This is a genomic window from Rhodococcus sp. 06-156-4 (assembly GCF_002259345.1).
GTDB lineage: Bacteria > Actinomycetota > Actinomycetes > Mycobacteriales > Mycobacteriaceae > Rhodococcoides > Rhodococcoides fascians_E.
The window spans coordinates 195835-213606 of record NZ_NPGB01000015.1; the positions used below are offsets into that span (position 1 = coordinate 195835).

The following is a 17772-nucleotide window of genomic DNA, read 5'->3' on the forward strand; positions in this document are numbered from 1 at the left end:
GTCATTCTCCTCTGAAAGCCGGTTGGCGTCGCTCGGCGAACGCGGACGGGCCTTCTTTCGAATCCCAGGTGGTCTTGAGGACCTTCGTCATTGCCTGCTCCATGCGCAGACCCGTGGACAGGTCCATGTCACGAGACCGAAGTGCAAGTTCTTTCGATGCCTGCACTGCGAGCGGCGCATTCTTGGCGATGCGCGAGGCATAGTCGCGTGCTTCGTCCATGAGCTTGTCCGCGGAGACGACCTTGTTGACCAAGCCCCAACGCTCTGCCTCGGTTGCCGTAATGGAATCCCCGGTGAGCAACATGTCCATCGCGATAGCTTTGGGGAGGTTCTCGAGCACCCGCTGCGTTCCGCCGTTTCCGGCAAAAATCCCTCGCTTGACCTCGGTGAGGCCGAACGTGGCGTGCTCGCTTGCTACGCGTAGGTCGGTCGCGAAGAGCAGCGTCATGCCGCCACCGAGGCAGTATCCGTTCACTGCAGCGATGACCGGCTTCCAGACCTCGAGACCACGGTTGAGCAACTGCGACTGTTGCGTCAGCCAGAACTCGGACGGTTCGTCCTCGGCGGGCAGAAAACTCTTGATGTCCGCTCCGACGGTGAACGACTTGTCGCCTGCGCCGGTGACGATGGCAACGCGGACGTTCTTGTCGTCGCGGACGCGTGTCCATGCGTCGGACAGTGCATCATATGCATCCTGGTCCATCGCGTTCATCCGCTCGGGACGGTTGATCACGATCGTTGCGACACCCTCGGAATCGACGTCGAATTCGATGCTCATCGCTTTTCCCGTCCGATGAGATCGCGCGCGATGACCATTCGGTGCACCTCGGAAGGCCCTTCACCGATGCGCTTGATGCGCATCTCGCGGTACCAGCGCTCCGTGGGCATCTCTTTGGCGACACCGAGGCCACCCAGGATCTGCACTGCGCGGTCGACGACGCGGCCTGCGGTCTCGGTGGCGTGGACCTTGGCGATCGACGCGTCGATCTTGAAGTCCTGGCCGAGGTCCGCTTTCCACGCTGCCTGGTAGGTCAGCATCCGCGAGGCGCGCAGTTCGATCTCGGAGTCTGCGAGCATCCACTGGATAGCCTGCTTGTCTGCGAGTCGGCCGCCGAAGGTCTCCCGGTTCTTCGCGTGCTCGACGGCCAGGTCCAGTGCCGCCTGCGCGACACCGATGACCGCCGCTGCATACGTGACGCGGTTGTTGACCAGCCAACGCTGGGCGAGTTCGAAGCCGCGGCCGGGCTCACCGAGCATGTTCTCGGCGGGCACACGAACGTCTTCGAAATTCAGCTCGTACGGTGACCAGGAGCGGATGACCGGGATCTCGCTCATCGTCAGACCCGGGGTGTTCGACTCCACGATGAAGCAGCTGATCGCTCGGCTGCCCTTCTCGTCACTGGTACGTGCGAAGACGATGCCCCAGTCGGACTGGCCTGCCTTCGAGATCCAGGTCTTGGCGCCGTTGATGATCCAGTCGTTTCCGTCCTGGCGGGCCCTGGTGCGGATTGCGCGGGCCGGGTCCGCGCCGCCCGACGGCTCGGAGATCGCGACGAAGGTATGCGAACCCTTTTCGATCGTGGGCAGTGCCCACTGCTTGATCTGGTCGTCGTTGCCGTCGAAGATGACGTTGGGCGGGTCCCAGCCGAACGTTCCGGCCGCCGGGACGTAGGCACCCATACGACACTGCGACGCCTGCTCGGCCACGACAACCTGGGAGAGCAGGTTCAGGCCGGCGCCGCCGTACTCGGTGGGGGACTCGATGCACCATAGCCCGGCTTGCTTCGCGCGCTTCTGAAGACGTTCGAGGTCCTCGGGGAGCAGCTCGTACGCGTCGGTATCGACCTTGTCCTCGGCAGGACGCACTTCGTTCTTCATGAACTGCGCCACCACGGACCTGAGGTCACGTAGCGGCTCGGGCAGCTCCCAGGCGCCGAACGAGTCGGCGTCGGATCGGGTTACTCCTGTCGACACTTGTTCACTCCTTGTCGTTTCGTTCTTCGGGCCGTCCGCGACGGCTGTAGTCAGTGCGTGATTTTCAGGCGACCAGTCGGGCGAGAAGCCCGACGAGCTGCCGAAGTTCGTCTTCGTCGAGAGTCCGGAAGAAGCCTCGATGCACGTCGTTCTGCGGCATCAAGTACTTCTCCACGAATTCGTTGCCGGCGGGAGTGACGGTGATGGGCATCAACCGCTTGTCCCCCTCGGTCTCGTACTCGCGCCGCACGAGGGCATCGCGTTCCAGCGTTGCGAGACAGCCTGATACGGCCTGCCTGGTCACTCCGGACAGCCGCGCCAGGTCCTTCGCCTCGATCGGGCCGAATGCCCACACCATCGTCAATACACGCAACGATGCGGACGTTCGTCCGGTCACCGAGTGAAGGATCCGACCTTCTCGTTGGTTGAGCACGACCGAAGCGCGCTTGAGGCTTATCGACGCACGCAGTGCAAGTTCGTCGATACCGGATTGCTTGTCGATGACGGCCGACGCCAGCAGGCTTTCCAGCTCACCGGGCACTATGACCGGCTTGCGCTCTGCGGCTCTGCCGTTCGTCGACATCGCATCTCCTTGTTCGACCTACAGGGCGTGCGTACGGGCACGACCCTCGCCACTTCCGGCTACCACTGTGGCTCACGCCATACCATTGTGTCAAGTCCTTGACAGTCTTGTTGTTGACTTGGCCCAGCGGTCAGGATCAAGCCCGCACCGTCAGGTCCACGCAATCCTCGTCGACGGCCTTGAACCTGGTCATCACCTGACGGTCATGACCGGCCACGATGGACACATCGGGGTCGGCTGCCAGTTCATTGAGGTACGCGAAACCCCTGTACATGCCCTCGAGATCGGTGAAAACCCAGTACGGCCGGTCGCGTTCCAGCTCCTCGTACAAATGGATCGCATCGGACGCGACAACGACGGTTCCGGTCGACGTCGTCACCTCCGTGATCATCGAACCGGCCGTATGCCCACGGATGGGCGTGGCCCTGATGCCCGGAAGTATTTCCTGCTGGCCGTCCACAAGATGCACTCGTCCCTGGGCGTGCAGATCCACCACCATCTGCACCTCTGCACCCTCGGCATGCCGGGCGAGGTGAATCCGATCCGCGAACGGCCCGGTCCAAAAATCGAACTCTTCTCTGGCTACGTAGAACGTCGCATTGGGAAAGAGGTCGACGTTTCCGATGTGATCGAAGTGCATGTGCGAAATGATCACGTGGTCCACATCCTCGGGTGTCACTCCGAAGCGCCCCAGCAGGTCGACCGGGGTGTGGTCCTGGAGGTAGCCACGCACCGGCGTGCGGACGGCGTCGTATCCACAGTCGACGAGAACGACTCGGTCGCCGTTCCGAATCAACCAGAAATAAAAGTCCATCGGCACCGGCTCGTCGGGCTCACCGAAAATGGCGAAGTCGTGAAACTTCCCGGCCTTGTTTGTCTCGATGGATGCGTAGCGCAGTGCATACGCCTCGTACTGCGTCGGAACGGACATGAGGTTCCAATCTCTCCTTCTGACATGATTCGGATCGGTATCGATCGAGGTCATAGCAATTCCCCGTGTAGAGAATGCACGGCGACCGGCGCGCTCCAGATAGAAGCCACATCACAGATACTCACCGTGCGAGTGTGCTCCAGGTTACAAAACGTGTCAATACCTTGTCTGTCCAGTCCTTGACAGTGGACTTCGTGTCGCCCTACTGTTCATCCACTCGGATGTGGTGCCCGCCACGCACGGCCCAAGGCAGATACTGGCCACACCCTGCACGACGATGTGCCCGACGCAGTAGAAGAAAAGGAAACGCCGATGACCGAACCGCGGTACACCTCGTTCACCACCCTCGACGTGGCCGTCCAAGGACGGGTGGTCACCGCGACGGTCGCCAACCCACCGCTCAATATGATCACCCTCGGATTGCTGGACGATTTGGATCGATTCACCCGAGACGCCGCCGAGGATCCCGACGCCGTCGTCGTGGTCATCAAGAGCGCCGATCCCGACATCTTCATCACCCACAACGAGTTCGCGAACCTGTACAAGCTTCAGCCCCAAGAACTTCCGAAGTCCGCCGACGAGGTCGAGCTCAACCGGATGCACCACATCTGCGAGCGACTGCGGACGATGGACAAGGTGACGATCGCACAAGTCGAGGGACGGGCTGCAGGCGGAGGTGCGGCGATGGTGATGGCGTGCGACATGAAATTCGGTGCGCTCGGCAAGGCCGTTTTCAACACCATGTCGGTCCCCCTCGGAGCCGTACCCGGCGGCGGCGCGTCGCAGTACATGCCCCGCGTGATCGGCCGGTCCCGCGCTCTGGAGCTGATCCTCGGCGGCCTCGATCTGGACGCGGCAACTGCAGAGCGTTGGGGATACCTCAACCGCGCGCTCGCACCGGAGGACATCGACGCGTTCGTTGCATCTACGGCCGCACGTATCGCGTCGTGCCCGCCCGCCGCCGTCCGGTTGACCAAAGAGGCGGTCGGCATGTCCGACGGACCCATCGAGCAGGGACTGCGGGAGGAGAACTACCGATTCCGTCTGCTGATGGCGTCCGAGGAGTCGTTGACGGCCATAAGCACGTTCCTTGAGGTCGGTGGCGAAACCCGCGAAGGAGAGACTCGAATGGAGGCGCTTCTCGGCGACGTACTCGCCCGAGACAGTAAGAATTCAGTAGTGAAGGGGTAGAAGAATGTCGAGATTGGAAGGCAAGATCGCGTTCGTCACCGGCGCGGGCGGCGGAATCGGTAGAGCGATCTGCGAGCAATTTCTCGCCGAGGGCGCTTCGGTGGCTGCAACGGACATAGACCTCGCTGCCGCCCAGGAATCGATCGCTACCGCGGCCGAGGGCAAAGCCATTGCGCTGAAGTGCGATGCCGGTGACAGTGACGACGTTCGCGAGCGAATTGCCGACACCGTCCGGGCTTTCGGCTCGCTGAACGTGCTGTGCAACGTCGCCGGCGGCTCGTCCAACCGCGACGCGCGAGTCACCGAGGCACCCGAGGAAGAGTTCTGGCGGGTCATCAGACTGGACTTGTTCGGGCCTTTCGTCTCCTGCAAACACGGGCTGCCGCACCTCATCGCCGCCGGCGGCGGCTCGGTCATCAACATGACGTCGATGGGCGCGCTCATGGCCCTGCCGGACCGTGACTGCTACACCTCGGCCAAGGGAGGCGTCGCCGCCCTGACACGGTCGATGGCAGCCGGGTACGGCGAGCACGGCATTCGAGTCAACGCCATTGCGCCCGGCATGACGCTGACGGCACGCGTTCAGGGCCGCGCACGCGAGCCGAAGGTGCAGGCATTGTCCGATCGCCACCTTCTCGGTCCGGCAACGCCACTCGACATCGCATACATGGCCGTGTACCTCGCGTCGGACGAGTCCCGTGTGACCACCGGCCAGGTCATCTCGGTGGACAGCGGAGTCACGATCCACTGACCGCCGGTACGAAAAAGGAACTGCCGCAGGCTCCGAACGGTGCCTGCGGCAGTTCCTTTTGCGTACCGAGAAAGATCAGTCGCCGACCTTGAGCACGATCCGACCGGTGACATCGTTCGCCAGCAGGTCCTTGACCGCGTCGTGTACCTCGGTGAGCGGCCGGGTGCGGTAGATGGCCGAGAGGTCCGCGGGACGCAGATCGGTGGCCATCCTCTCCCACACACGCAGACGAAGCGCGTCGTCGAAGTGAGCACTGGTGACGCCGAGAATGTTGACCCCGCGCAGGATGAACGGAATGACGGTCGTGGACAACGTGTTTCCGGCCGCGTTACCGAACGAGGCAATGCTGCCGCCCGGCTTGGTGGTGGCCATCAACCATGCGAGAGGCTGTCCGCCGACAGCGTCGACGGCGCCCGCCCACCGCGCAGTCTCCAAGGGGCGGATCTTCGTGGTGTCGGGACGATCCTCGACGGACGACGCGCCCATCTTCTTCAGGATGTCATGGGTCTCGGGACTTCCCGAGATCGCGACGACCTCGTGGCCGAGCCCCGCCAGCATGGCGACGGCGAGCAGACCCGAACCGCCACTGGCTCCGGTGACGGCAACCGGGCCCTGGCCCGGGGCCAAGCCACTCTGCTCGAGGCGGTGGACCGCAATGGCTGCGGTGAGCCCTGCTGTACCGAATGCCATCGCTTCCTCGGTCGACAGCGAGTCGTCGAGGTGGATCGGCCAGTCTCCGGGAACCCGGAGGTAGTCGGCCCAGCCGCCGTCGTGCTGCTCCGACAATCCGTACCCCGTGACCACGACTCGGTCGCCGGGCTTGTGGCGCGGATCCGCAGATTCGACGACTACGCCGGCTGCGTCGATGCCCAGCGTCAACGGGAAGCGACGAACGACGCGGCCCACCCCGGTCGCGGCGAGTGCGTCCTTGTAGTTCAGGCCGGAGTACTCGACCTTGATCAGGACGTCGCCGGGCGAACTCTCGTCTTCCAGTGGACCGTCGACCCACTGGACATCGGCGCCGGTTTCCTTGTCCTCGCCCAATGAACGCAACGAGCGTCCCTGTCCCTCATTCGCCACTGTGGTTCCCTTCGTCGATTGTTGATACCGGCATCTCGGGGCCGGGCGCTTTCGGCCTCGGCCGTACAGCGTGCCCACACGCCTTCCGATGCCAGCGGGTGTTCGATTTCAGGCCCGCGTACGGGTCGTCCGATTCGATCGTCCTACCCTGCACGGGAGCTGGGCCACCGACCCGATTCTTTCGCAGCCGGTGGCGCTCCGTAGAACAACCGCTGCCCTTGATGTATAACGTGTTCTGCGACACTTTGTCAAGCACTTGACAGTCTAGGATGCGCTGCAGGGTGGCGTTGGACAGACCATATCGCCGGCTTCCGCGCAAACACCGTCGTCACGATTTCCGCGACCTCTCTGTGGGGATTTCGCCACGCGTGCTTGCTACCGGGCAGCACGAAGCAGTCGCCTCGGGCCAACTCCACCTCGCCCGTTTCGAGAACGAGATGGGCCGTGCCGGCGACGACCGTCGCCACGAACACCGAATCGGACGCGTTGAGAACCAAATCCGTTTCTGTCGTGTCGGCCGGTATCGAGAACTTTCGGACCGACAACCCGGCCGGCGGAAGATCCAGATCCACCCCACCCACACGCCGACCGTCGTCACCGATCTCTGCGGGCACCACTTCCTGACGCCAGATCTCCTCGATCACCGCGCCGTTCGGGCGCACCGAACGCGACCCCAGGTGCTCGTCGGACAGAACCGCCGAACGGCCGCTCGCGTCGTCGCCCAGAATCACCCGGCGCACACCTGCGGACGTCTTCCGATCATTCATCGATCAACACCTCTTTCTCGACAACAGTCGACCGAGGAAAGGACGCCGCGAGATTCGAGCGAATCCCCCCGGCGCCCTTCGTCGATCGTTCAAGAACACGCTCGTCGGGTCAGACCGTGAGGTCGTTGCCCCGAGTCTCCTTCAGGAGCAGGATGCACACCAAACTCACGAGGCAGAAGCCCGCGAGAACCACGCCGAAGACGAAGCCACCGTAGGCCGCGGTGACGGCGGCGGCGATCAGCGGCGGGATGGCGCCACCGATCATGTTGCCGAGGTTGTAGCTCAAACCTGCTGCGGTGTAGCGGTATCGGGTCTGGAACAGCTCGGACATATAAGCACCGAGTGGGCCACAGGCGACACCCGAGATGAACATGGTGACGAAGACGCCGATACCGAATGCGGTGCGGCCACCCAGGTCGAGAATCGGGAACAGGAGCAGCGACCAAGCCACGGCGAGAGACGCACCCACGATGATGACCGGGCGACGACCGATGCGGTCCGACCAGATGGCAGCGAGCACGATTCCTGCGGTGATCGCCGCACCGGCGATGCATCCCATGGCGAGAACGAAGTTGGTCTGCAGATCCAGTTCCCTACGGCCGTAGTTCATCAGGTACGACGAACCGATGTAGGTGAAGGACGGAACGCAGATGACCATTCCGGCTGCGAGAACAAGCTCGCGCGGCTGGCTCTTGAGTGCCTCGACGAACGGAAGACGTGTTACGCCGTTGGTCTTGACCTGGCTGCGAAACACGGGGGTCTCTTCGATCTTCAGACGGATGAACAGTCCGAGTGCGACGAGCAGAAGACTTCCGATGAACGGGATGCGCCAGCCGTAACTGACGAACTGCTCTTCGCTCATGGACAGTCCGGTGACGAGGAACGTCAGGTTGCCCAGTGTCAGAGCGATCCCACCGCCGAGGGACGGCGCCATACTCCAGAATCCACGTTTGCCTACCGGGGCATTTTCGGACGTGAACAACGCCGCTCCCGCCCATTCACCACCGGCGGCCAAGCCCTGAAGAATTCGCATGAGCACCAACAGAATCGGCGCAGCCACTCCGATGGTCGCTGCCGTGGGCATCAAGCCCACGAGAACCGTCGCGATGCCCATGACGAGCAGCGTGGTGATGAGGGTCTTCTTACGGCCCAGCTTGTCGCCGAAGTGTCCGAACAGAACCGCGCCCAGGGGTCGGAAGAAGAATGCAACGCCGAGCGTCGCAAAGGAGGCAACGGTTCCCGCTGCCGCACCGAGAGCCGGAAAGAAGACCTGCGGGAATACCAGCGCTGCCGCCGTGCCGTAGATGAAGAAGTCGTAGAACTCGATTGTGGTGCCTGCGACGCTCGCGATCGAGATCTTGCGCATCGCTGCCGGATCTGCATGAGCGACGGCGACCCCTCCACCCCCGGACGGGGCCTCGTCGATCACGTTTTCGTTGGAACTTGCCATGTCGATCTCCTGTGGTGTGTGCGGCAACCGGGGGTTGTCGACGCACTGATTCGGGCCGTCACGTGACGCGCCTCGCATGAGCCGGTCGATGTGCGTGCGATTACAGTATGACCCAGATCACCATGCTGTCAAGTTCTTGACAAGCAATACGTTGACAGATGCCACGAAACCCCTGACCTGCGCCTTTTACGCGCTGATTACCTGTTTTTTCGCTGTGTTGTTGCGTACGCGGCCACCGCAACCAACATGATCACCCCGTAGATGATCTGGCGTGCGGGGTCGGGGATACCCAGCAGCGGCGCGATGTTGTCCAGCAGCGACAGCAGGAACGCGCCGAGCAGTGCGCCGACGAACGAGCCGCGGCCACCACTGAGCACTGCACCACCCAAGAAGCAGGCGGCGAAGCACGGAAGCGCGAAGCTGGCACCGACGGCATTCGAGCCCACGCCCGCTTGCGAGGCCAGGAATATCCCACCCACCACTGCACCGGCGGCGCAGAACATCAGCGCCCGGGCCTTGATCGTCGAGACCCGAACACCGACGCGTGCACTCGACTCGGCATCGAAACCCACCGCACGCAGCGCAAGCCCGGAGGCCGAACGATGCAACCACAGTTCGAGCAGTACGGCGACCACCACGACCGCGACGAATGCCGTGGGAACAAAACCCAGTCCCAGGCTGAAGATCTCCGCGAGTTCGGGCGCGATGAGTCCGGCCGGCTCCGGTCGCAGTACGACCGCTATTCCCTGCACAATGCCCAGCGTCGCGATGGTCGCCACGATCGCGTTGACTTTCAACACGCCGATGACGATCGCATTGAAACCGCCGACAATCGCGGCGATCAGAACGAAGGTCAGCAGGCTCAGAAGCAGAGAGCTCGGACCGAACTGCGTCAACGTCATCGATGCGACCACGACCGTGAGACTCATCGTGGACCCTACCGATATATCGAAACCTCCAGGGAGCAGCGCGAATTGCTGCCCTAGTGCAACGCACGTCAGAGGTAGGCAGAGCAGCAGTAGGTTGGACAGATTTTCACCTGTCCAGAAGAACGGAGACTGGAACCCCGCATACAGCGCGACCACCGCGATGAAGAACAGCAGCGCAACGATGGACACGTTCGACGTCGATCGGGCTCGCAGGCGCGCGAACAGGGACGCCGCCTCGGGGCCTGCGTCGTGTTCCTTGTCGACATCCACCGCACCCACGAACCCGCGGACTATGTCGGTCTCGGACATCGAGCCGGCCAGTTCCTCGACGATTGCTCCCCGAGACATCACATAGACGCGATCGCACAGTCCCGCCAATTCGGCCGAATCCGAAGAATTGACCAACACGCCGATCCCGCTTTCCGCGGCCTCGCTGAGCATGTCGTAGATGTCCATGCGTGCTCGTGCGTCGACGCCCTGCGTGGGTTCGTCGACCACCAGAACCTTGGGACGCCGCAGCGCGGGGCGGGCGAGAATTGCTTTCTGCTGATTGCCCCCGGACAGCGCACCGATGGGCTGATGTGGGGACGCAGCAACTATTCCCAAGCTGGTGGACACGCGCGCGAACGCTGCCTGCAATCGCTTCGCGGTGGCGAGACCGGCCGGTCCGGACTCGGCCCCGTACTGCGCGGTGCTGTTGTCCATGACCGAAAGTGCGCCGAACATCGACTCCCCCGCACGGTCTCCGGATTGGAAGCTGATTCCCGAGTGCAACGCACTCGAGGGATTGTCGGTCTTGACCACGGCGCCGTCGATCTCGACGGTTCCACTTCGACGCCCGACGCCGATGAGACCTCGAAGGAAGGCGCGCTGGCCGTTTCCTTCGGCTCCCGCGACGCCGACGATCTCACCGGCGGCAACGGAAATCGAGACCGGTCCGAAGCCGTCACCGGCGAGTTCGTCCACCTTCAGCGACACCGGCCCGCCCGACACGTGTGCTCGCGTTGGAAACTCCAAATCGGTCGGCGCACCGACCATGAGCTCGACGATGCGATCGACGTCCCAGTCCGCGGTCTCGTGCGTTCCCTGAATCTCTCCGTCACGGATGACCGTGAGTCGGTCGGCCAACCGCCTTACTTCCTCGAGTCGGTGGCTCACGTAGACGATGGCCACCCCCTCGTCGCGGGTGCGTTTGATGAGGTCCTCGAGTTTGGATGCGAATCGCATGTCCAACGCCGCGGTGGGTTCGTCGAGCATCAGCACCGCGGGCGTGTGGCACATCGCTCTGGCCACCTCGAGCAGCTGACGCGCACCCGGACCCAGCGCTTGGACCTTGTCCGTCGGACCGAAGGGCAGATCGAAACCGGACAACAGTGCCACGACGTCGTCGGGGCGTGGGAGGCCGAGCGCGGTGAACGACAGTGCGACGTTGTCCGCAACCGACAATTCGGTGACCAACGACGTGTCCTGGTACGCCGTCATCAACCCGAGCCGCCGCGCTTTCCCGGTGCCACCACCGAGCAGCTCTGCCCCGCCGATGGTCACGGTGCCCGCATCCGGAACGAGCACACCCGACGCAACCTTGATCAGTGTCGACTTACCCGAGCCGTTTTCGCCGACGAGCGCGTGCACCTCGCCTGGTCGAGTGTCGAAATGGACGTCGCCGAGCGCCCGTACGCCGGGAAACGTCTTGGTGACGTTGTGCAGAACAACAGCCGCATCTGCGACCGACACCGACGCTACGGCGTCTTCTCTTGCTGTCGCGCTCACGTTCGACTCCTTCGGTCCCGAGATCGGTCCCTCGGTACCGAGGAAACCAGGCGACGCATCAGCCTGCGGCCAATGCAGTGGTCATCTGCGGGACCGTCAGCAACCCGCCGACGGGTGCACTCGCAGGCGTCCCCTCGACGTTGAGCGGAAGCACACTGTCCACGGGCACGACCGGTTGCGCCACCGTCACGGCTGCGGCGACATCCTCACCGGCAAGCGATTTCAGTGCCGCGGTGACTCCGATGCGTCCGTACCAGACCTGACTGTTGACCAAGTAGCCCCGAGGATTCAAGTTCGCGGCCTGTGCCTCTTCGAACGTGTTGAGCCAGGAGTAGTTGACTGCTCCACCGCTGAGCACTGCGGGCGGGGTGATGTTCTGGTCGATGTACGGCTTGACGAAATCCTCGGGCGAGTAGTCGTATGCAATGGCGGCCGGATTACGACCCGAGGCGATGAGCGCGCTCGCGGCCTGAGCCGTGCCCTGAGGCGTCCATTCGGTCAGTCCGCTTTCCGCCTGCGTCCACCCGCGACCGGTCATCGCGGTATCCAAGCACGGCTGCCAGACAGCGGCGTTGGGGTTGCCGGCGATTCCGGTGTACATCGCGTAGCTGCCTCCATCGGTCACGTTGTCCGCCAGTTGATTTCCCGCGTCGGCCCACGCTCCGCAGAGGTCGGGCTCGAAAACGGACGTGACGAGTTCCGAAACGTTCTCCGGCACCGGATTTCCGGCCTCGATCACCGCGATGCCGGCCTGCTGCGCCTGCTGGAGTGCGGGCACGATCGACGCCGCGTAGTTGGAGTTGATGACGATGGCGTCGACCCTCTGCGCGATGAGGCTGCGAAGGTTCGCATTGACGGCACTCACACTGTTGTTCGCGTTGCTGTAGATGATCGTCTTCACCGATGGGTACGCAATCGCCTGCGCGGTGAACTCGGCGCGGTAGATGTTGCGGTACGCGTTGGTCGTGTCGTTGGCGAACGCAACTGTCAACGTGCCTCGTCCGGTCTCACATGTGGTCTGCGCGAGGCACGTGGTCAGCAGTTCCTGTTGTTCCGGGGTCAGCGGAACAGCTGCCACCTTCAGCGTTTCGCGAACCGTGGGATCCAGAGACTCCGGATCGACGTCGGCGAGAAATGCGTTTCGAATGGTTGCGGCCACCTGATCGGCCGTTGCGGCCTCCGCAGGGCCGTCGGCGGCACTCGCGTCGGCTGCGCTGCCGGACGCTCCCCCACCGGTGGTACTCGAACATGCCACGAGGGAGCCACATGCCACTGCCATCGCGAGGATGGCGGCGGCTCTGCGACCGGGGCGAAACGTCTGGCGCGGGAATGTCGTCACAGTGATCGTTCTCCTGGAGTGATTGAGGTGACCGGACCGGTGAGGTGACGGGCCGGGTCGAGTCGATTCGAGTAGCAATGTCAGAGATGAGCAGCGGCGCCGGCACGGGCACCCGGTCGGCGGACGAACCGCAGGCCTCGCGAAGTGCCGCTGGCCGACAACCTGGCAATGGTCAAGGCGGACACCGCGATCACCAGTGCAGATCCTTGGACGACGTCGCGCCACCCGGCCGACAACCCCCTGATCGCGAGTGCCTGATCCAACAGCTCCAGAAACCCGGCCGCGGCGACCAGACTGGCCACGCTCGCCGGGCCCCCGGCGAAGGTGGCACCAGCGATGGCGAGCGCAATGATGGTTGTGAGCTGGTAAGGGCTGCCGATGGTCGCATCGGGAGTACCGACGAACCCGGCGAGCATGACACCAGCCGCGCCGTAGAACAACCCGGCAGCAGCGAACGTCGTCAAATCTACGGCGTGAGTTTTGATTCCGAGCATCTTGGCAGCCCTGCGGTTGGTGCCGACCGAGACTACCTGCCGTCCCGCTCGCGTCTTTCGGAGAACTGCCGACAGCACGACAGCCAGCACCACTGCGAAGATCAGGCATGCACTGATGCCAAGTGGGGCACGGTCTGCGAAACGCTGCAGGCTCTCGGGCGCCGCGCCGGAGACGGAGAAGGACACCCCGGTCCACAGACCGATACCACCGGCGATGATGCCGTTCGTCGCAATGGTCACGATCAGCGCATTCAAGCCGAGGACCGAAATGAGAAATCCATTGGCCAGGCTGATCGCAACTGTGATCACAAGTGCTGCAACAATTGTCACGATCATGCTGCCAGTTCCCGGAGATGCGTAGTGCACCACCACACCAGCACCCACCGCGACGATCGAAGGCACCGACAGGTCGATCGCTCCGACCATGACGATCAGGAGTTGACCGAGGGAGGCCAGGAGCAATATGCCGGCGAGTGCGGTCACCAATCGGATGGACGGTCCACCGAAGGCCGTCGGAGCGGCAATTGCGACTCCAACGACCAGTACTCCCAGGGCGATCCAGCTGGCCAGGTACTTGGTAGGCCATCGGTACTTGATGTCCGAGAGTAGGGAACCACGCTGCGAGTCGGTCACGCGACCGGTGTCGTTCGTGAGCACTGTCGACCTCATTCGTATCGGGGAATGTTCACGCTTGTTCGGCAATCGATCACCACGCCGACTGTTCGGAGGTTCCTCGACGAAACAGTGCGGGTCGACTTCGATGCCCATGAGAAGTGCATGTCGATATCGACATGCACGCGGCGTGGTCGGCCCGTACACGCCGACGAGGCCGCGTACGGGCCGACCACGAACCTATCCAATTATTCTGCAGCCCTGTCCCTCTCGGGAGAGCAGTCGGTCAGCTGCTCGCGCCCACCGAATCGGCTCGGCCTGCCGACACCTTGCTCGACTCACCTGCGGCAAGCTGGATTTCGGCGATGCGCAGGCTGTCCTGGTGCACGTAGGTCGGGAACTTGTCGAACACCCTGACGTCGTGCCATGGGATGATGCGATCCACCTCGTCGCCCACGATGGTCAGCATCTCGTCCGTGGAGCGAATGCAGCATTCCTGGTTGCCCTGCCCCAAGCCGATCGGGGTGAGCATTCCGTCGTTCTCCGGTCCGGTGAGATTGTCGTAGACGTAGACGACATCGCCGGGGAAGAGCCACTTGGAACCGTCCGAGTTCGTGAGAACCGCGTACTGGGACCCCGCGGTATGCGTGTCGTAGGCGATTCGAACTTCGATACCCGGCGCCACCTCGGCGCCACCGTCGAGAACGCGAAGGCGGCCGTCACGGTCGATTCGGTCGAAGATGTTCGCCGTATCGGGATCCAAGCCGTTGACGAGCCATTGCATGCGCTCCGACGTGTTCATCTTCGCGCTAAAGTTTTCGATCTCTCGGCCCTGCACGTAGACCTGCGCATTCGGGAACAGATCCAAACCCGTCGCATGGTCGAAATGGTGGTGCGTGAGAACGATCGTGTCGACGTCGGCGGGCGAGATGCCGATTCGGCCGAGGACCTCGTCCGGGGTCTGCAGACCCTTGATATCGAACCGTTCGATCATGGTCTGCGCGTATTCGTTCGCGTAGAACCCTGCATCCATCATGATGACGCGGTCTTGGTTCTTCAGCACGACGAAGTTGAACGGCAGAACGCGTGAGCCTTCTGCCTTTCCGTAGACCAGGAGATTGTCCGGGTACGAGTCGATCCGCGCGAACTCGAGCGACCAGATTGAGTAATCAGACAACGGAACTGTCCTTCCACAAGCTCGGCATATGCGTGCGGTGGAGTAGTCGGCGACCCGAAAACTACCCGAGGCGGTCCAGTGACTACCATCACGCATTCGGAAGACTATGACCTACATTACATCATTGTCAACACCCAGACAGACTTGGACTTGTCGGTATCCACGGCGTCCCGCGTGGACTACCGATCGGAGCTGCGCACAGTGCTCATGAGCGTCTGGTCCACACCCCCGTCGACCAGGATCTCCTGACCGGTCACATAACTCGACCGAGGGCTAGACAGCCACACCACAGTGTTCGCGATGTCCTGCGGGGTGCCGATCCGCGCGAGCGGTACCGAACGTTCGCGCGCCGATCTGGCCGCGTCGTCGCGATACGTGGCTTCGCTGAGCGGAGTTCGAATCAACCCCGGCGCGACTGCATTGCTGCGCACACCGGAGGGCGCAAGTTCGAGGGCCAGTTGCCGATTCAGCATCGCCACAGCCGCCTTGCTTGCCGAGTAGGCTCCCATCCCCTTGGCCGGGTTGATCCCGCAGATCGAGGACACGTGCACAATCGAACCCGATCCGCGGCGAACCATCGATCGTCCGAACTCTCGGACGCAGAGCAGGTACCCACTCAAGTTGACGTCGAGTACCCGCTGCCAGTCGTTCATGTCGACGTCGAGAAGTGACCCCCGTCCGACCACTCCGGCGTTGTTGACCAGGATGTCGGCGTCACCGAACTGCTCGGTCAGCGCCCGCCCGGCCTCGGCCAACTTCGTTTCGTCCCGGGTATCGCATGCGAACGAGACAGATTCGACGCCCGTGGCGTCCTGAATTGCGGCCGCACTCGACGCGGCCGAGTCCGCGTCGAGGTCGATCACGAACGTGCGAACGCCGGCACGCGCCAGTTCCAAAGCCGCGCCGTGACCGATTCCGCCCCCGGCCCCGGTGACCACAGCAGTTCGGCCCGCCAGATCCAACCAGCCCTGTGTTTCGCTGCCCGCCATGATGAGTTCCCTTCGTGATCTTTCCGTGCCGGCCAACTGTTCGAACCCGGTCCGCGGCGCAGTTACCGGGCGAATCAACGGATTTCGCCGATCGGTCGAGAGAGGTCGACCATCCCTCTCTGTTGTATCAGCATTGACAATCCTCGCGCCAGAGCAATACTGTCCGTTTGTTCTGTCCGATGCCGGTCGACGTCGGGCGCGCGGCAACCGACAACCGCGACGAACCGATCCTCGCCCAGTCGACCCTTTCGAAAGGCAGGACACTTGAAACTGACTGCGCGGCAACCGACAGCGAAGGCGCCCGAGTCCAACTTCACCGGCAATGTCTACGTGGACAACGTCGCGCACGGCGACTCCCCTACAGAGCTCCGTGTGTCCACAGTCCGCTTCTCGCCGTGCGCGCGCACCAATTGGCACTGTCACGCACACGGCCAGACCCTCTACGTCACCGAGGGAATCGGACGCGTCCAGGCACGCGGCGGTGAACTGCTCGAAATCCGACCGGGCGACACGATCTACACCCCGCCGGGAGAATGGCATTGGCATGGAGCCGCACCGGATCACTTCATGTCCCACCTTGCCATCAAGGACTTCCCGAACGATCAGTCCGGTCCCGACACCACCTGGGGCGACCCGGTGACCGATGCCGAATACAACGCTCTCTGACAGAGCAGCCCTTTCGTTCGACGACGGAGATCGACAATGCAACAGATAACGGTGCGGACGAACGTATCCGAAGCCCTCGGAACGGTCGAGAAACTCGAAACGGTCGCAACAGTATGTCTTCCGGACGACTCGTCCGCCGTGGACACCGTCTGTTTTGCATGGCCCGGAGGTGGTTACGGACGCAGGTACTACACCTTCGACATGCCAGGCGATGTCGGCGGTGACGGTCAGGCCGGATGGCATGTCCGACGTGGATGGGTTTTCGTAGCGGTGGACCACCTTGCCGTCGGCGAGAGCAGTCAACCGCGAGCACCCGAGAAGGTGACCTACGAAGACCTCGTCGCTGCCAATCAGGCTACGGTCGAAAATATTTCGGCCCAACTGGCGGCGGGTACGCTGACGCCGGACTTCGGGTCGGTGTCGGACCCCTGCACCATCGGGGTGGGCCAATCACTCGGCGGCTCGGTGCTGGTGTTGCACCAGGGCCAGCGCAAGACATTCGATGGCGTGGGCGTGCTCGGCTGGTCCGGAAAACATTCGTCGGTGTGGATGCCGCCGGAAAGCCCGTACGTGCCGCGGCCGTACATCCCGCGCGGAACCGACGTGGCCGCGCTCAGTCACGAGGTACACATCGCTGCGATGCCCGAGATGGCGTTGGGCCCTGACGGATTCCCGCTGTGTACCCCGGGATTCCACTACGACGACGAGCCGGCGGACGTGGTTGCGCTCGACATGATCGACTTCCCGGCGCGGCGCGGCGAACTGCCCGAATGGGCCAGCGCGACGATTCCGCCGTGCTCGATGACCATGATGTCTCCCGGCGCGGTGGCCCCGGAGGCAGCCTCGATCGACGTTCCTGTCTTTCTGGGGCTCGGCGAACGCGACGCCTGCGCCGACCCACTCGGGGAACCGAAGTGCTACCCGGCGTCCCCGGACGTCACCGTGGCGATCACTCCGCGTATGTCGCACATGCACAACTTCGCGCACACCCGGACGCGCCTGTGGACGCGTCTGCATTCCTGGGGCGATGGCGTCGCCGCGCTGCGCAACCTCGGAATCGAGTGAGAGT

The 17772-nt window shown here is 63.2% G+C and carries 16 protein-coding genes; 4 read left to right on the forward strand and 12 right to left on the reverse strand.

Annotation, left to right across the window (positions count from 1 at the left end; genetic code table 11):
* Nucleotide 1: 1 nt before the first annotated feature.
* The 4 genes from CH290_RS10305 to CH290_RS10320 all read right to left on the reverse strand — a co-directional run bounded on the left by CH290_RS10305 (nucleotide 2) and on the right by CH290_RS10320 (nucleotide 3488).
* Nucleotides 2-778: an enoyl-CoA hydratase/isomerase family protein gene (locus tag CH290_RS10305; protein ID WP_033188434.1), complete on the reverse strand. Its 777-nt coding sequence runs from the start codon at nucleotides 776-778 to the stop codon at nucleotides 2-4.
* The gene (locus tag CH290_RS10310) at nucleotides 775-1974 is read right to left on the reverse strand and encodes an acyl-CoA dehydrogenase family protein (RefSeq protein WP_033188433.1); all 1200 of its coding nucleotides are present in this window, start codon (nucleotides 1972-1974) and stop codon (nucleotides 775-777) included. The genes CH290_RS10305 and CH290_RS10310 overlap by 4 nt, the downstream gene beginning before the upstream one ends.
* Nucleotides 1975-2038: 64 nt before the next feature.
* The gene (locus CH290_RS10315) at nucleotides 2039-2557 is read right to left on the reverse strand and encodes a MarR family winged helix-turn-helix transcriptional regulator (RefSeq protein WP_052083061.1); all 519 of its coding nucleotides are present in this window, start codon (nucleotides 2555-2557) and stop codon (nucleotides 2039-2041) included.
* A gap of 136 nt (nucleotides 2558-2693) precedes the next feature.
* Entirely contained in the window at nucleotides 2694-3488 is a 795-nt protein-coding gene (locus CH290_RS10320; protein WP_052083060.1) for an N-acyl homoserine lactonase family protein, read from the reverse strand.
* 312 nt (nucleotides 3489-3800) lie between these two features.
* On the opposite strand from CH290_RS10320, the gene CH290_RS10325 reads away from it, so the two are divergent.
* Together CH290_RS10325 and CH290_RS10330 are read left to right on the forward strand one after the other, a co-directional pair.
* Entirely contained in the window at nucleotides 3801-4679 is an 879-nt protein-coding gene (locus CH290_RS10325) for an enoyl-CoA hydratase/isomerase family protein (protein WP_052083059.1), read from the forward strand.
* Nucleotides 4680-4683: 4 nt separating this feature from the next.
* A complete protein-coding gene (locus CH290_RS10330) occupies nucleotides 4684-5430 on the forward strand; it encodes an SDR family NAD(P)-dependent oxidoreductase (RefSeq protein ID WP_033188432.1) in 747 nt (248 codons plus the stop codon).
* A gap of 75 nt (nucleotides 5431-5505) precedes the next feature.
* Here the strand turns inward: CH290_RS10330 and CH290_RS10335 are convergent, their stop codons facing one another.
* The 8 genes from CH290_RS10335 to CH290_RS10370 form a co-directional block, all read right to left on the reverse strand.
* Nucleotides 5506-6483 carry an acrylyl-CoA reductase family protein gene (locus CH290_RS10335; RefSeq protein ID WP_052083082.1) on the reverse strand — a complete coding sequence of 326 codons (978 nt, stop codon included), beginning with the start codon at nucleotides 6481-6483 and terminating at the stop codon, nucleotides 5506-5508.
* Between the two features lie 275 nt (nucleotides 6484-6758).
* Nucleotides 6759-7277, reverse strand: a complete 519-nt coding sequence (locus CH290_RS10340) for a cupin domain-containing protein (RefSeq protein WP_033188431.1) — start codon at nucleotides 7275-7277, stop codon at nucleotides 6759-6761.
* 109 nt (nucleotides 7278-7386) lie between these two features.
* Nucleotides 7387-8727 (reverse strand): MFS transporter, encoded by a 1341-nt coding sequence (locus CH290_RS10345; protein WP_080748655.1) that lies wholly within the window; start codon nucleotides 8725-8727, stop codon nucleotides 7387-7389.
* A gap of 197 nt (nucleotides 8728-8924) precedes the next feature.
* Nucleotides 8925-11426 carry an ATP-binding cassette domain-containing protein gene (locus tag CH290_RS10350; protein ID WP_052083058.1) on the reverse strand — a complete coding sequence of 834 codons (2502 nt, stop codon included), beginning with the start codon at nucleotides 11424-11426 and terminating at the stop codon, nucleotides 8925-8927.
* 58 nt (nucleotides 11427-11484) lie between these two features.
* A complete protein-coding gene (locus CH290_RS10355; protein ID WP_033188430.1) occupies nucleotides 11485-12765 on the reverse strand; it encodes a substrate-binding domain-containing protein in 1281 nt (426 codons plus the stop codon).
* An 80-nt stretch (nucleotides 12766-12845) separates the two neighbouring features.
* On the reverse strand, nucleotides 12846-13916 hold the full coding sequence (locus tag CH290_RS10360) for an ABC transporter permease (protein WP_170947637.1): 1071 nt from the start codon (nucleotides 13914-13916) through the stop codon (nucleotides 12846-12848).
* A gap of 241 nt (nucleotides 13917-14157) precedes the next feature.
* Complete coding sequence (locus CH290_RS10365; protein ID WP_052083057.1) at nucleotides 14158-15048, reverse strand: N-acyl homoserine lactonase family protein; 891 nt, start codon at nucleotides 15046-15048, stop codon at nucleotides 14158-14160.
* 179 nt (nucleotides 15049-15227) lie between these two features.
* On the reverse strand, nucleotides 15228-16037 hold the full coding sequence (locus tag CH290_RS10370) for an SDR family NAD(P)-dependent oxidoreductase (protein WP_033188428.1): 810 nt from the start codon (nucleotides 16035-16037) through the stop codon (nucleotides 15228-15230).
* Nucleotides 16038-16301: 264 nt separating this feature from the next.
* Between CH290_RS10370 and CH290_RS10375 the strand changes: the two genes are divergently transcribed.
* Both CH290_RS10375 and CH290_RS10380 read left to right on the forward strand, forming a co-directional pair.
* The gene (locus CH290_RS10375) at nucleotides 16302-16703 is read left to right on the forward strand and encodes a (R)-mandelonitrile lyase (RefSeq protein ID WP_033188427.1); all 402 of its coding nucleotides are present in this window, start codon (nucleotides 16302-16304) and stop codon (nucleotides 16701-16703) included.
* A gap of 36 nt (nucleotides 16704-16739) precedes the next feature.
* Entirely contained in the window at nucleotides 16740-17768 is a 1029-nt protein-coding gene (locus CH290_RS10380; RefSeq protein ID WP_033188426.1) for an alpha/beta fold hydrolase, read from the forward strand.
* Nucleotides 17769-17772: the final 4 nt, after the last annotated feature.